12 protein-coding genes are annotated in these 15,312 nt (G+C 66.5%); 4 read left to right on the forward strand and 8 right to left on the reverse strand.

What is annotated here, in order from left to right; translation table 11 throughout:
* Positions 1-92 precede the first annotated feature (92 nt).
* Both AC07A6_RS00550 and AC07A6_RS00555 read left to right on the forward strand, forming a co-directional pair.
* A complete protein-coding gene (locus tag AC07A6_RS00550) occupies positions 93-1,424 on the forward strand; it encodes a class I SAM-dependent RNA methyltransferase (RefSeq protein ID WP_478775445.1) in 1,332 nt (443 codons plus the stop codon).
* A gap of 505 nt (positions 1,425-1,929) precedes the next feature.
* Positions 1,930-2,820, forward strand: coding sequence for a DUF5655 domain-containing protein (locus AC07A6_RS00555; protein WP_478775446.1), 891 nt, complete (start codon positions 1,930-1,932; stop codon positions 2,818-2,820).
* A 392-nt stretch (positions 2,821-3,212) separates the two neighbouring features.
* Here AC07A6_RS00555 and AC07A6_RS00560 read toward each other — a convergent pair whose 3' ends face one another.
* Entirely contained in the window at positions 3,213-3,449 is a 237-nt protein-coding gene (locus AC07A6_RS00560; protein WP_478775447.1) for a hypothetical protein, read from the reverse strand.
* 23 nt (positions 3,450-3,472) lie between these two features.
* Positions 3,473-3,808, reverse strand: a complete 336-nt coding sequence (locus tag AC07A6_RS00565) for a DUF6233 domain-containing protein (protein ID WP_478775448.1) — start codon at positions 3,806-3,808, stop codon at positions 3,473-3,475.
* A 360-nt stretch (positions 3,809-4,168) separates the two neighbouring features.
* Between AC07A6_RS00565 and AC07A6_RS00570 the strand changes: the two genes are divergently transcribed.
* Both AC07A6_RS00570 and AC07A6_RS00575 read left to right on the forward strand, forming a co-directional pair.
* A complete protein-coding gene (locus AC07A6_RS00570) occupies positions 4,169-5,113 on the forward strand; it encodes a hypothetical protein (protein ID WP_478775449.1) in 945 nt (314 codons plus the stop codon).
* Positions 5,114-5,235: 122 nt separating this feature from the next.
* The gene (locus AC07A6_RS00575; RefSeq protein WP_478775450.1) at positions 5,236-5,625 is read left to right on the forward strand and encodes a hypothetical protein; all 390 of its coding nucleotides are present in this window, start codon (positions 5,236-5,238) and stop codon (positions 5,623-5,625) included.
* Positions 5,626-5,738: 113 nt separating this feature from the next.
* On the opposite strand, the gene AC07A6_RS00580 is transcribed toward AC07A6_RS00575, so the two are convergent.
* From AC07A6_RS00580 to AC07A6_RS00605, 6 genes are all read right to left on the reverse strand, one after another.
* Positions 5,739-6,566 (reverse strand): SDR family oxidoreductase, encoded by an 828-nt coding sequence (locus AC07A6_RS00580; protein WP_478775451.1) that lies wholly within the window; start codon positions 6,564-6,566, stop codon positions 5,739-5,741.
* An 11-nt stretch (positions 6,567-6,577) separates the two neighbouring features.
* Complete coding sequence (locus AC07A6_RS00585; protein WP_478775452.1) at positions 6,578-7,399, reverse strand: class I SAM-dependent methyltransferase; 822 nt, start codon at positions 7,397-7,399, stop codon at positions 6,578-6,580.
* Between the two features lie 230 nt (positions 7,400-7,629).
* Complete coding sequence (locus tag AC07A6_RS00590) at positions 7,630-10,530, reverse strand: RNaseH domain-containing protein (RefSeq protein ID WP_478775453.1); 2,901 nt, start codon at positions 10,528-10,530, stop codon at positions 7,630-7,632.
* A gap of 170 nt (positions 10,531-10,700) precedes the next feature.
* Positions 10,701-11,903 (reverse strand): hypothetical protein, encoded by a 1,203-nt coding sequence (locus tag AC07A6_RS00595; RefSeq protein WP_478775454.1) that lies wholly within the window; start codon positions 11,901-11,903, stop codon positions 10,701-10,703.
* 57 nt (positions 11,904-11,960) lie between these two features.
* Positions 11,961-14,012 carry a hypothetical protein gene (locus AC07A6_RS00600; protein WP_478775455.1) on the reverse strand — a complete coding sequence of 684 codons (2,052 nt, stop codon included), beginning with the start codon at positions 14,010-14,012 and terminating at the stop codon, positions 11,961-11,963.
* A complete protein-coding gene (locus AC07A6_RS00605) occupies positions 14,009-15,190 on the reverse strand; it encodes a restriction endonuclease-related protein (RefSeq protein ID WP_478775456.1) in 1,182 nt (393 codons plus the stop codon). The genes AC07A6_RS00600 and AC07A6_RS00605 overlap by 4 nt, the downstream gene beginning before the upstream one ends.
* Positions 15,191-15,312 lie beyond the last annotated feature (122 nt).

Genomic DNA, 15,312 nt, shown 5'->3' on the forward strand with positions numbered 1-15,312 from the left:
GATGGTGAACGGCCGGAGGAGACCCACGTAAACTGGTGGGTCGGTCCTCCGGCCGTCCCCTTTTGATCCACTTCCCTTGGAGCCTCCTCACCATGACCGAGCAGAACGAGAAGCAGTCACTGGTCGGGGAGGAGTACGAGGTCGAGGTCGGCCCCGTCGCGCACGGCGGCCACTGCATCGCCCGCACCTCGGACGGCCGCGTCCTGTTCGTCCGCCACACCCTGCCGGGCGAAAAGGTCATCGCCAGGGTCACCGAAGGCGAGTCGGACTCCCGCTTCCTGCGCGCCGACGCCATCACCGTCCTGACCGCCTCCAAGGACCGCGTCGAGGCCCCCTGCCCGTACGCCGGCCCCGGCAAGTGCGGCGGCTGCGACTGGCAGCACGCCAAGCCGGGCGCCCAGCGCCGGCTCAAGGGCGAGGTCGTCGCCGAGCAGCTGAAGCGGCTCGCCGGGCTCACCCCGGAGGAGGCCGGCTGGGACGGCACCGTCATGCCGGCCGAGGGCGACAAGCTCCCGGCCGGGCAGGTCCCGCAGTGGCGCACCCGCGTCCAGTACGCCATCGACGAGACGGGCCGGGCGGGCCTGCGCAAGCACCGCTCGCACGACATCGAGCCCGTCGACCACTGCATGATCGCCGCCCCGGGGGTGTCGGAGCTGGGCATCGAGAAGCAGGACTGGCCCCAGATGGCCACGGTCGAGGCCATCGCCGCGACCGGCTCCCAGGACCGCCAGGTAGTCCTCACCCCCCGCCCCGGCGGCCGCCTCCCGCTCGTCGAGCTTGACAAGCCGGTCTCCGTCCTCCGCGTCGAGGAGAAGGACGGCGGTGTGCACCGCGTCCACGGCCGCCCCTTCGTCCGCGAGCGCGCGGACGGCCGTACGTACCGCGTCGGCATGGGCGGCTTCTGGCAGGTCCACCCGCAGGCCGCCGACACCCTGATCAAGGCCGTCATGCAGGGCCTGATGCCGCGCAAGGGCGAGATGGCCCTCGACCTCTACTGCGGCGTCGGCATCTTCGCGGGCGCGCTCGCGGAGCGCCTCGGCGAGACGGGCGCGGTCCTCGGCATCGAGTCGGGCAAGCGCGCGGTGGAGGACGCCCGCCACAACCTGGCGGACTTCCCCCGGGTCCGCATCGAACAGGGCAAGGTCGACACCGCCCTCCCGCGCACCGGCATCACCGAGTGCGACCTGGTGGTCCTGGACCCGCCCCGCGCCGGCGCAGGCAAGCAGACGGTCCGCCACATCGCAAGCCTCTCGGCCCGCCGCATCGCCTACGTCGCCTGCGACCCGGCGGCCCTGGCCCGCGACCTGGGCTACTTCAAGGACGCGGGTTACCGTGTCCGCACCCTCCGCGTCTTCGACCTCTTCCCGATGACCCACCACGTGGAGTGCGTCGCGATCCTTGAACCCGTCGCGAAGAGCTCCTGACCTGCAGGTTTACCGATGTGCATTATGTGCACTGTGGGCGTTACGGGCGATATCTTGACGCTGAAATGACGCTCGTGACGCTCATTTGACGCTCGTTCTGACGGTGTGTCAGTGACTTGAAGAGGCGGTTCGCAGGCCTCGGACCGCGTATCGATAGGCGGCTCGGGGCCGCCGTTCGACCCCTTCTGCCTGGCTCCGCTGCGAGGGTGACGGCCAGCCGTGTGAGCCCAGGGGATGCCCTGCCTGCGCTTGGCTGGTGAAGGATCCGGAAGCCTCGCGCCGTCGAGGCTTGCTCACCCCGGCGTCATGCATGGTGAGCGCGGGGGTGAATCGGCTCGCAGCGCGATCCTTGCCCTTTGTTCTAGAGGCGCCATGGCGCGGCCAAGGACGCACTGGCTGAGGCATGGGTGCCACTCACACGGGACCACCACAACTCGGGTGCCCCGCCGGAAACAATTCGGGCTCTATCGCGGTTAAGTCTTGCGGAGCACGCGAGTTGCGGGGGGTGTCGGAGCTGAGGTTGTTCGACGTGGCCGGGGGGAGCGTTGTAGAGATCGCTGCGCGGCCGGCAGAGGTAGAGCGTCACCTGCAGGACGTGGTCGAGGCGAACATGGAGGCCATGCTGGGGGTCAGGTTCCTGGCCACCGAGTACAGCACTGGGCCGGTTCATCGCGGCCGTATCGACTCGCTGGGCCTGGACGAGAATGGCTCGCCGGTTGTGGTCGAATACAAGCGGGGTCGGGACGCCGGCGTCATCACACAGGGGCTCTTCTACCTCTCGTGGCTGGTCGACCACAAGGCTGAGTTCCAGCACCTGGTCCGCGACCGGCTCGGGGACGCGGCCGCGGCCCAGGTCCTTTGGAGCGCGCCCCGGCTGATCTGCGTGGCGGAGGACTTCACGCGATACGACGTCCATGCCGTGCGCGAGATCCGCCGCAGCATCGACCTGGTCCGCTACAGCTACTTTGGCAACGACCTGCTGGCCCTTGAGCCGGTGGCCTCCGTCGTAGCTGACGGAGCGGTCCGAAGGGACCGTGGGCAGCGGGGCGCAACGCCCGCAGGCAGGCCGACGGAGAGTGCCGGCGTCTTGGACCTGCGGACCGTGCTGGAGGAGCTGCTGCTGGGGTTCGGTGACGACGTGAGTCGCATCGACCGCAAGCAGTACAGGGCGTACAGGCGACTTCGGAACTTCGCGTGCGTAAGCCACGCCCATCAGCAGGAGGTCGTGGTGACGCTTCGGATCAGCCCGAAGGACGTAGACCTGGTGCCAGGCTTCACCCGGGACGTCAGCCAGATTGGGCACCACGGCACTGGCGATGTTGAAGTCCGGCTGCGCACCGAGCGGGACCTGCGCCGGGCCGAGCCTCTCCTGCGGATGAGCTACGACGCTGCGTGAAGCAGAGCCCGCACCAGGCAGTTCTGGGGCCGCCTCTTTGAAGTTTTCGGCTTGGGTGTGAGGCATCGTCCTTGCGGCTTGAGGGGCAGGGGCTGGCGGTGTCCTTCCATGATGCGGCGAATCCGTGATTTCCGAATTCACGGGATGACTGGTAGCGGGTGGGGCTCGGTATCGCGAGCACGGTGTCCAGCGACAGGGGACTTGGGCTGGCTGCCAACGCAATGAAGTTGGACCGCCTTGATCCCACTCTTGGCTGTTCCGTAACGCGACGCCGATCCGGAATCCCCTGTCATATGCCTATCGGCGGTTGCCTGGCCGTGCGTATGGTCGCGCTCCGGATCCCCCCGGGCCAGCACCCTCCCGGCCCTCCCCACGGGAGGGCTGCCGCGCGCTCAGGGCTCGTCCGTCTCCTCGTACACGTGCGGCCTTCCTCCCTGCCAGGCAATGGCCTCGGAGTCGCCGAGGACCAGCTCGTCCGGGTCGGGGACCTCGATACGCCGCAGGAACTCGATCAGATCCGCATCGCTGTGGGCAACGCCGAGGAGGGTGTCGACACCGCGTATGCGGATGACGACCCGCCGGCCGCCCGTCGTCGAGATCCGGTGTACGAGGATCGGCGCACGGTCCATGCCTCCAGCCTGCGGGTGGTTGGTTAGTCCAGCACGCCGAGCACTGCGTCGGGGCTGCAGTACGGGCAGGCCGGGACCCGGTCAACTGCGAGCGCACGGAGAGCGGCCTCCCTGGTCAAGGCGCGCATGCGCCCGCCCTTGCCGCCCATGGAGCAACCGCCGACGTGGACCCGGGCAGGGTGCTTGCCCAGGTCGACCTCCAGCTCCCAGTCCGGCTGGAGAGTCGGGGGATGGCGCGTGGTCTCGGTGGCGAGGCGTTTTTCCTCGGCCGCTATCAGCCGCTCGACCGCTTTGAGCTGCACCCGCAGGAAGATCGCGATGGTCTCCAGGCGCGGCAGGTCGGTCGGGTAGTCGGGCATGTGTTCTATTCTGTGTCGCGAGTGGCACTGGCTCCCCGGCCGCCGATAGTTGCCCTGTGCCATCGAGCCTCGAGCGAATGTCATTGAACTTGACGGACGCGAGTTTGTGTCACCGAGGTTTGAGCGTGCCGGTCAGAGGCCCGTGCCGAGTCGATCCTGGCGCACCCCGGGGCCCTTGGGGGAGCCAGCCGGAGTGCAGCTGAAAGAGGCAACAGAAGGGCGCGTCGTGGATGAGTAGGAACGGCACCGCCGCCCGCAGCCGGTCAACGGCCCCTGATTCCGATGCCTTCGCCCTCGTGAACCCTCTGATCTGTATCAAATGCCGCCCTATGCCCTCGACGGGCGCCGCACAGTGGGGTCATGACATTCCTGGTGCTCCGGCAGCGGGTCCTTGACCCCGTCCGCATTCACTGGAGGCTCAGCGGAGCTGTCCTCGGGTTTCTGGCCATCGTCGTCGGTCGTCTCTTCGTTGAGCTGCATCAGAGTTTCGGCATGCCCCTCATCTACGTCGGGTCTGTCCTTATGACCTGCGACGGGGCGAAGGCCCTGCGCCGGTTCCTGGGGGCGAACCCGCTGCGGCCCGGAAGTTGGAACGTGGTCGGAGTGGGAATGTTCCTGATCCTCATCGCAACGCAACCGGCCGGCACCGCGGTCAAGGCCCTCTGGGGCACGGCACAGCCGCGTGACTACTGGATCACCGCCATGTTCCTGGCTGTGATCTGCGTTCTGACACTCCTGCTGCGCCCGATTGAGCCATCAGACCTGATCCTGCGCCGTCTTCACGGCCGTATCCGGCGCGCAGCCTTGTCGCGAACGGTCGCGAACGGTGCTGGCATCAGTGCTGTCGCCGCGTTGCTGGCCGCGCGGTTCGGCGAGACCTACCCCGCGCCGCTGATCTCCGCTGTGCTGACACTCCTGGTCACCATGACCGTGGTCACACACAAGACCTACGCCCGCACCCGGAAGTTGTGCACGCAGGTCCACACAGACATCGACACTCTGCTGCGGGACATGGAAGCTTTGCACGGCGCACCAGACCCCGCCGAAGATTCGGGCAAGCTGACCGACAAGCAGATGACGGCACGGCGGAACTGGGATTCCCTCAAGCGCGCTCTCCGTACCACTATCGACAGCGGCTACCGACCGCTGGCCATGCCCTTCCTGCCCGCCTGCACGATCACCGACCTGGAAGGCAAGGTGCTGACTGCGATCGATAGTGCCGACTTCCTCGAAGCCGCACCGGCTTACGACGACCTCCGCGTCATCCTGACCGCGTGCGCAGCCCGCGTCGACGAACTGGCCTGACGGGCGAACCGGGCCACGGATCGGCGCATCGGCAAGCGGCTCGACGTGCCCGGTCTGCGGGACCTCGTCGTGCGTTCTCGTCTCCGCAGGCAACCCTTGGACCGCACCACCAGGAGGATCCAGTGTCGTACCCGCAACTGCTCACTCCCGAGGAGAAGCTCGCCAACGCGAAAAGGCTGTTGAGCCTCCCACGTATCGTCGTGATCTGCGGCTCCACCCGCTTCGTGACCGAGATGAACGAGGCCGATCTGCGGGAGACCAAAGCCGGAAAGATTGTCGTCAAACCGGGCATTGACATGAAGTCGCCGCACGCACTCTGGTCCGATCCCGTCGAGGCCGAGGCGCTGAAGGTCCAACTCGGCCATCTACACCGGGCGAAGATTCGGCTCGCTGACGAGGTGCTCGTAGTCGGCGACTACATCGGAGACAGCACCCGAGCCGAAATCGCCTACGCCCGATCGCTGGGCAAGCCCGTGCGGTTCACCCACCCCGAAGTCGACCCTGACGCCTGACCGCCCGCTGCCACCTCAACAAACCAGGGCCGGCAACCCGCCGCCTGGCCGTCTCGCGGTGGCTTCGGCCGCCGCCCACCCACCCTCCGTAGGCATCCCTTGGAATGGATTATCTAGGTCGCTCGGGCGAGGAACTGGGAGGCGCCGCGCAGCGTGGTTCGCAGCGTGCGCTGTGTCGCGCGGCTGTCGAGACGGATATCAAGGGCACCGGGGAGTTTGCTGTCAGCCCGTAGCCCTGTGGGCAGTTTGGAGTCGTCGAGTCCGGCGCGCCTGGCGATGAGGATGCCGAGTTCGTGACGGCTCAGGGCCTCGTTGCCACCGAGGTGGGCGATGCCGGTCGCATCTCCCGAGGCGAGTTCCAACAGAGCTGAGGCCAAGTCGGCCATGTGTACTGGGCAACGGATGTCGTCCGTGAAAAGGACGCCGGCTCGGGTACCGGCGGCAAGGTCGTGGACAGCACGTTCGTGTTCGGACTGCCCGTCGCCGATGATCAGCGAGGTGCGGGCAACCACGGCTTCTGGATGCACGAGAAGAACCCCCGTCTCAGCAGCGGCCTTCGCGGCCCCGTACGGGGTGATGGGATCTGGCAGACAGCACTCGTCGTAGTTGGCACGGGTGCCGGAGAACACGGCGTCAGTGGAGACGTGAATCAGACGGCTGCCGGAATTCGCTGCAGCTATCGCCAAGCGGATGGGACCCTCGGCGGTGACTTTCCAGTCCGCCTTGCCGCTCGAGGCGTTGACGATGATACGCGGGCTGACCTCGGCCACGACCGCGTCCACGCTTCCGGGATTCCGAAGGTCGAGTGCGTGCCACGCGACGGCCCGGGCGCTCCCGGGCCTCGTCGCGAAGGTCGCGGCCGTCGTCTGCCCAGCAGCTACCGATTGCCGAACCAGTTCGGCACCCAAGAATCCGGAACCACCCACGATTAAGACGGTCACGAGGAAACAGCCTAGACCCGTCGGGTGCGGGTGATGGCAAGAACATGGGCAGAGGCGTCGGTGAGCGCAGCGTGAGATTCTGCGAGGCGCGCTGCGGCGAGGGCTGCGTCGTACATCGCCGTGCCCAAGAGGTTGGTGTCGGTGTATTTCTCGATGGCTTTGACCGCTACCCAGCCAGGACCTTCGACGCCGTACACGGTCGGGGCGGGGAGGCCTGCTTCGGTGACCTCCCCGCGAAGCTCGTCCGAGGTCTGGAAGTAGGCGACGGTGAAGCCGCGCTGTCCGGCATAGCGGCCCTGGTCCAGGGTGTCGCGTACTCCGTCCTGGACAGCGGGCTCGGTGATGCCGGTGGTGGCGATGTAGTCGAGGAGGGGGGAGTAACGGGAGATCGCGGCCGCGGCGACGAGACCGCCCGGCCGTGCCACGCGGGCTGCTTCCGTCAGTGCGGATAGCCGGTCAGCCTTGTCATGGAGGTGGTAGAGGGGACCGAGGAGCAGCACTACGTCGTACGTGCCGGCTGCGGCGGTGAGGTGGCGGGCGTCGCCGAGCTCGGCTGTGACGCCGTCGAGGGCGTCGGCCTGACTGACGTGCTTGGGTACGGGGTCCACGACGTGCACAGCGTATCCGTCTGCGGCGAGCCAGCGGGCGTGGGTTCCGGGGCCGCCACCGACGTCAAGCACGCGGGCCGGCGCAGGCGGGAGGTGGCGACGGAGTAACTCGCAGGTGCGTGCAAGTTCCAAGGCACCCGTGGCGGTGGTGTGCAGTCGTGCGGCCTCGTCGGAGCGGGTGTAGAAGTCGATGATCTCCGGGCGTACATCGGGGTTGCTCGTCATCGGGGAGTCCTCGTCCTGCGGGGCTGGTGGTGCCGGCAGGGTAGGGGATATGACGAAGTGATCACTGCGATTTTCGGCGGCCGACGAGGCCCACGCTGTCGTTGTACAGAGCGGCGTGGCTGGGCGGCCGCCTCGGCGTAGGCGTGACCACCGGCATTTCGCGTCCATGTACGGGAGTGGTCCGTGCCCCGGGGTGGGACACGGACCACTGTGTGTCGATGCTCGGCGCTCTACACGTCGGCGCCGTTGGCTTCCTTCAGGATCTCGATGCTCTCGTCGTCCTTCGGCGCGGAGCGCCGGTACTGGGGGTGGCCGAGGTCCATTTGGAGCGCGGCGTGGAGCGGGGCGGGGTATCGGGTTCGGTCTGACCAGGAGAGGGCCTGGTGGCTGAGCCGGGCCGCAGCGACGGCGAGAGTTTCGCGGTCGTAGCCGTCGCGTGTATGCATGGGGGTGATCTCACGTGTGGTCATGCTGTACCACGGCGAGTTCAGCTCGTTTTCCTTGCGCTCGTCGGCGTTCTTCGAAGCCTTGCCCGGGTCGGCGCGCCAGCGGGTCTTCCATTGTCCGTGACGTTTCTTGCCGTAGTTGCGGGGTTCGGTGAACAGGAACCAGGGGTGGCCTTCGGGCTGGTCGCCCGGGTAGTACAGGTCGCTGGAGGTCTTGACCGTGACGCTCTTGCCGTTCTTCTGCTTCTCGGTGACGGAGACCAGCCGCGGCATCTCCGCCTGCATGCAGTTCATACGGAGGATGCTGACGGGGTTCCAGGAAGGGGGGAGCCCGCTTCCTGGGAGCCAGAGCCGTGGGTCGTCGGCGCTCTCGCTGAGGCCCTGCTTGTTGTTGTGGAGGCCGGGCCAGACGCGGCGGCACGCGTGCCCGTCGATCATCAGTGCGTAGGGGAGACCGTCGAGTTCGTCGTGAAGGTCCTGGAGAGCGGCGCGGACGTCTTCGCCGGCCTGTGCCCAGCGCTGGATGTCGTTGTTCCCGTTCTCGGTGTGAAGGGGGTAGTTGGCGGCGTGGAAGTTGCTCTGTGCCAGGGCGTAGTGCTCCCACTGCGGGTGGATGTTGCTCCAACCGAGCATGCGCCAGGGGCCGCCGGGTTCGCGAGAGGGGATGATCGCGCTGGCGCAGATGATCCTCTTGGGCTGTCCCTTGTACTTGTGGTCGGTGGCCTGCTTGCGGATGTGGATGCCGCAGAATGCCATACGCGGCAGCGGGTAAGGGTCGTCATCGGGGTAGAGAGCGCGTTCGAAGCGGTCGTCCACGACACCGCACGAGCGGTAGAGGTCCAGCAGGCCCATGTAGACGCGGTGGTCCTCGAAAGCCTTCTTGGGCCTCTTGACGATGCTGAAAGTCTTGGTGAAAGGGTCGTACTCGCGGCCGACGAGGAACTGGGACGGCACCGTCGCCTTGGCCAGTTCGCGCACGACCTGGTGCTTGGCGTCACTCTCCTCAAGAGCCTTCTTTGCCTCAGCGGGCTTCATTCCCTCGTGCTCTTCGCCTCGCACGGGGATCTCGGTTTCGCACCAGGCGGCGAGAAGGACACCGGGTTCCGCGAACCGGGCGGTGATCTTCTCGGTGTTCGAGGCCCGCTGGGTTCCAGGGCCGTGCTCCAGAAGGTCCTGGGCGTTGTAGAAGACGGCCTCGATCCCCGGCGCGAGTGGGAGGGTTTCCCCCTCTACCGGGTCGAGATCATCCGGGGCGAGGCCGTAGGGGTGGGCAAGACCGTGGATCATCCGCATCCGGGTTTCGTCCCGGTACCACAGGCACAGGATGCGGAGCATCTTGTACCCGGCCGCCTCGATCGAACGGCGGATACTCTCGGGGGAGGGTTTGCCTACAAGATCGACGTACTCCCCGCCCTCCTTCTTTCGTGTCTTTTCCTTGCCCTGGGCGGAACTGGCCGGCTCGTGCACCCTCTTGCCGAAGACATTTCCATTCGACTTCAGGTCGAATGGGGAGACCTTCTCGCCGAAAGCCCGCCCGAGATGCTCCCTAAGTAGCGCCAGGTGGTGAATCCCCGCACCGGTGCCGACAGCGAAGGAGTCCGTCTTCGGCATGGTCGGCCTGATCGAGTCGGGCGGCGGCGTCAGGATGTCGATCTTCTTGCCCTTGTCGTCCCTGACGTTGAGCTGCTTGCGCTCGTACTCGACGCGCTCCTCGATGGCGTTGAGTGAAGACCTGTCGGCGTCCATCTTCGCCAGGATCTCCAGCGCGTGCCTGTTCGTCTGACGCAGACCCCGCCCGTCGAGAGACAGGGAGAGCAACGGCCGGTCCGTCCCCTGGTCCACGAGGACGGTGCTGGCATGGATCACGGTGTTGTTGACACGGCGGATGTGGGCGTCCAGGTTCAGGACGGGGCTGGGCTCGGCCGTGTAGGTGGCCATTTTGACCGACAGGCGGGACAGCGCGTACTGGACTTGTGCCCGGGTGGGGTCCTTGGGGCGAGCTTTGGCCGCATCGCTGAGCTTGACTGGGTGGGCGAGAGAGGCGAAGGCCGGGCCGATGGGATTGTCCCAGGCGATCAGGTCGCCGTTGCTGATCGGCCGGTAGTCCACCGCTGCGATGTTGTCGGAGGGCTGCCAGCCGGTGGTCTTGTACTTGGTCTCGCCGTTCTTGCCCTCGTACTCCTGAAGGATCGGCTCCATCTCCCGGTCCAGGAACGATGCGGAAGCCAGCTTCTTGGCGATGTGCCACTTCACTGCCTGGTAGGCCCAGCTGTCAGGGCTGGCGGGCTTGCCGTCTTCCCTGTGGAGGATGTTGTCGGCGAGGCTAAGGCGTCGGGGGGTGGTGTCCGCGATCCGGTTGGCGAGGTCGGGCGGGTCCATGAAGGGGACCTCGTCAAGGGGGACCTTGCGGACGATGCCTTCCAGGTAGGTGAAGACAGCCCTGAGGGTCGCGGGCTCCACGGGGTTGAGCGTCACCATGAACGCCAGGTACTTGTCCAGGTAGACGTAACCGTCGGTGATCTGCTGGAGAACAGTGACAGCGATGGAGTAGGGGACGAGGAAGGGGTCGGCTTCCTGAACGTCCTTGATCCATTTGCTGTTCTTCGTGGCCGTGCTCCCCAGGTCCCTCCAGGCTCTGCGCGTCAGCGAGTTGTAGTCGCCGAAGTCCCAGACCAGGGCGGTCATGCCGTCCAGGAGTTCCTTCGTGCACCTGATCGATGTGGTGTGCGCGGTGAGATCCCGCTGCGTGCTGCTTCGCCCCATGGGCGGACTTACCTCGTCTCTCGGGTTCTCCCCCGGGGAGGGGGAAGCGAGCCCGCCTCCGTCCCAGGAAGACGGAGGCGGGTATTGGTGGTTCAGAGCATGTCGCGGTCGAGGCCCGCGTAGGTCAGGAATGCCTGAAGCGCTTGACCGTAGAGCTCGTTCATGATCTGACGCTGCTCCGGGTCCCAGTCGTCGTGGATCTGCCTGATGATCGTGGCCAGGTCCGAGCTGAACTTCTTGTCGTGGATGGAGTAGTCCACGATGTGGAGAGTCATGTCAGTCTCACCCCGGCGGGCTCGGCCGGCGAGCTGGATGAGCAGGACGAGCATGCCCGCCACGAGTTCCTTGCGGAGGTCGTGGTCCATATTGGAGAACCGGGCCGGAGAGCGCAGGATTTTGGAGAGCTGCTTCCAGGAGGCTTCGCCGGCCTTCCGTAGGACGGTCAGGGGCTCATCGCTTCCACCTGTGGGAAAGGTGTTGACGCCGGCGGCGTTGACACTTGCGTGCATCCAGTCGGTCTCCTCGATGCTGAGGACGGGGCGGACGCACAGGTAGATATCGCGGACTGCCGAGCGGGTACCGACAACGATGTTCAGGCCCCGGCCGATGACGGCCAGGGGGGCGATCAGGATCTCCCCACGGCCGGGGAACTCCTTCAGCTCTTCGCGGACCATTCTGTCCACGTGGGCGGGCAGGTGTTCCTCGTAGTTCTGCTTCTCCGCTCTCTTCACCAGCAGGCAGACCCGGTGGTTGAGTCCGTCGGCCTGCGCCACTCCGGAGGCGAGGTGGGCGGCCTGCTCATAGGAGTTGACGGCGAGGATGACGCGGGCCCGGTCCGGTTCCTGCTGTTTGAGGCGGGCCAGACGCCTGGCGAGCTGCTGCTCGTACAGACCCTTGCCGAGGTCGCGCAGGGCCTTGGGTTTCCGCTCTGGCGGAAGCCCTCCGATTCTCATGGCGTCGCCGCTATCGCCGCGGACCGGGGTGGGGACGGTGACGATGGACTCGGGGCGAGTGTCAGGCAGCCACCAACGCACAGGGGCGTGAATGTGCTCCTGTACGGCCTGGGGAAGGTAAGCGGTGGCGGACAGGCCCATGACTGGGCGCTGCACTCCGGCAGTCAGCAGAGAGGTCAGGCCGCCGAGTTCGGAGACGAAGGTGTGCGGGTCGCCGCCGAAGGACCGGGAGAGGAGTTCCGCTTCCGTCTCCTTTTTATCCATGCCCTTTACCTGGTAGCCGTGGATGGAGCGGCCCAGCATCGCCAGCGGATAAAGAGTGACGACCGTGCTGTTGCGCATGGTCTCGAGGATTTTGCGCACTGACCCCAGATCGAGGTAACGCAGGGTCTGCGCCTGCTAGCGCAGACTGTCCAGCGCGGTGTCGAGTTCCCGCAGCACGGTACGGGTGACCAGCAGATTCACCACTGCAGACCGCTTATGCGCATCCGGCACAAGGCCTGCCAGGAGTTTGCGCATCTCCTCGCGGGTGTCCGTGAGGTAGTCCTGGCCGCGCTGCGCGGTGAGGGCTGTCAGGGCCGTCTCGATGGCTTCCCAGTCGGCTCCTTCGGGATGTTCGGGCTCCTCGGGCGGGTCGGAGTCGTACCGGTGGGCGGGCATGATCTTTTCGAGGAGCGTGAAGAATTCCGGGGCAATGTCGTCGGCTACGGTCTGGTCGGGGAAGAGGAGCTGGAGGATTTCCCGGTCCCGGGAGCGGGCCAGGCGCCAGCCGGTGTTGTCGCGGCTGGCCCCATCTGGGCTGTCCGTCTCGTTGCCCGGGTTCAGCTTCAACCCGCTGCCGGAGCAGAGCCACAACAGCAGCATCTCGGCCATGAGCCGGGCGTGGCTGACCGGGGAGACCAGGTCCATCTCATGGACGATGGGGAGGTTCTTGGCGTCTTGATCGATCTCCCTCAGCGCGCTCGTCCGCTTCCGGGACGCCAGGGTGATTTCCGAGGTACAGCGGCTGATGGCGGCCGTCTGGAAGGCGTCGATCTCATCGATGAGGATCACATCGCAGGCCCGCAGCGCCATCTCCAGGACGCTCATGCCCCTGGTGCCGCGCGCCTTGCCGCGGAACTCCTGCCCGTCCAGGACGACGCCGATACGGGTGCGGCCTTCCAGCAGGTTGGCGTGGTTGGTGACGATCACGGCCGCGTCGGCTGCCTGGTAGAACTGCTGGAACTTCCCGCACACCGGGGCGAAGGAGCAGGTATGCCGGGTAGAGCCGGTGGCGGCAGAGGTCAGCGAAGTGCAGTTCTCCTCGCCGTACGGGTACAGGGTGGGCGGGTCCATCAAGGCTCGCTGGGCGCAGCCGGCCGACAGAAGCCCGATGTCGGTCTTGGCGCGGAGATCCCATTGGTCGATCTGGGTGGAGGGGCTGAGGGCGGCGTAGTCCATGGCCCGCCGGTGCATGCTCGCCGGCGACATCAGCGCAGTGCAATGGGTGGGCTCGGGGAGGTGGTGGGTGAGGTGGTCGTTGTCGTGCAGGTAGGCCAGGTCGTTGTTGATGTCCCAGGCCATGTCCAAGGTTGCGCGGACGTCAGTCACGGCGAGGGCGATCCGGACGTCGTTGAGCGCCGCCCAGGACGCCATGACCCGAAGCAGGACTGTCTTGCCGCTTCCCGTAGGGGCGTTGAGGACCTGAAGGTCCCCGGAAGTCAGGTCAAGCTCCGTCAGCCGGCCGCCTGTTGTCTTCATGCCCTTGAAGAAGCGCTTCAGGGTCTTGTGCAGGTAGGCGACACTCTTGTCCCGGCCGCTGAGGGTCTTGGCGACCTTCAGGAGTTCCTTCACCGTCGGTGCCACCCGGTCGCGCTGTGGGCGGGTCCTGACCTGGGGAAGGTCCTCATGGCCAGGTGCTTCACGGAATCCGGGGGTTTCCTGGATGTGGATATCCCGGCTCGTCGTGCCGTACTCCTGTCCCAGGTAGGCGGTCCTCGTCTTGTGCGTTCCCGGGCCCGCGAACGCCTGTGCCCTGGGGCGCTTGCCGAAGGTGAAGAAGGGGCCGGTGATGCGCTGCGCGTAGGCGAGGCAGTCCCCTCCCACCCGGGGGATCACCGCATCGGCCAGATGCGACTCTCCGGCCGGCAGCCGCAGCGAACCACCCGACCTGTCCGCCAGGTCGGGATCGGAGACGTGGGCGCCGAGGAGTGCGAGGACTGCCGTCTTCAGTTTCCTCGGGTCCGTCAATTCAGGTGACATCAGGGCCATCACTTGACGGATGACGTTCCGCTCGGCCACCGGCAGCCTCGCCCATTCTGACCACGCCCGCGGCTTGCGGTGTGCGAAGAACGTGGCCTCTTCGAAGCCGGCTAGGACTCGGCCCTCATCGTCCTTGCGGGGAAAATAGTGAGCCGCGAGTGCGAGCGCCCCCGCCAGGCCGGCTTCTCCCCTCGTCATCTCCCCGCTCACGCCCGGCCCTCCTTGATCCCAATGATGACCATCTCCAGGTAGGCGGTCGCGGTCATCGCCGCCTTCATCCCGTACATGCGGCAGACCATGTCGAGTTGAGCCACCTGGTCTTGGCGGTAATCAGGCACCACCAGATACTCCGCGCCGCCCTTGTCGCCGCCGTCCAGGTGGAGCTTGCTGACCAGGTGGTTGCTCCACGTGTAGTCCTTGAAGTCCGCGAGGAACCAAGGTTTCTCGCTGTCCTGGTGGGTGATCCAGTGATCGCACTGGTCTCCGTTGGGCCACAGATGCGACGTCCAGGCCGTTCCCGCCAGGGCTGCCGTGAGGGCCCGGTGAAGGCTCAGCTCCGGGAGGCCGGGAACGACGGTGTAGCGCCAGACCGGCCGCACCAGCGCCGCACACTCCTCGGCGGGCTTGGCCTGCGGCGTCTGGGGCCGTGCCCCGGTCCACAGTGCCGCGAACCGGCCGGACGGGACCCGGCACTCAAACGTCGGGCTCAGGGAAGGTGCCGTCTTCCTCTGGGTGGTCACGACGAACTCGTATGACGCGCCCGTCTCCTCGTGCCAGGGGTACAGGCACCGCACCGTGCCCCGGGTGCGTCCGCCGGATCTGGTGGCTGCCACCTTCATCGGCCACTTGCAGGCAGGGCAGGGCCACCACCAGCCGTTGTACTGCGCGTACTGGGCGATCGGCTTGTAGAAGTCGTTGGCACGGGACGGCAGCTTGAGGTCCGGGAGGTCGCCGGAGTGGACCGTCGGGTTCTCCACCAGCGTGGTGCGGTGCCTCTCGTAGAAGGGGCCCTTGATTGCGCTGAAGACGGCTTCCTGGCTGTACTCGTCATCTAGCTGGGGTTTCGTCACCTGGCCGGTGAACTTGCCGACCTTCTGCGCGGCCCGCATGACGCGCTGGGCTTCGTGCCGGAAGTCAAACCCGCCCTCGGTGGCGACGCCCTCACTGTCCATGAGCCGTACGCCGGCTAGAGCCTTGGCGTTGATCCAGTCCGGCAGTAGCTCCTCCAGAGAGCCCGCGCGCTCGCCGGTGAGCCTGCCCAGTAGTTCCTCGAACCGGATCAGATGCCCGGGGCCGCATGCCGCCATGAGGATGCCGTGGGCCTCGATAACACGTTCCAGGCGTTTCGGGCCCTCCAGTTCCGAGCTGGCCATCGCGTGCTCGCACACGGCGAAAGCCTTTACGATTTCCAGCAGGGCATGAGTCTGCTGAATGTCTGTCGTGTCGTCAGCTTGAATCACGACCCGGAACCCTACGGCAGGGTACTGACAATGGACCCCGGGAAACTTTA

The sequence above is a fragment of the Streptomyces sp. NPDC044002 genome (assembly GCF_056434525.1).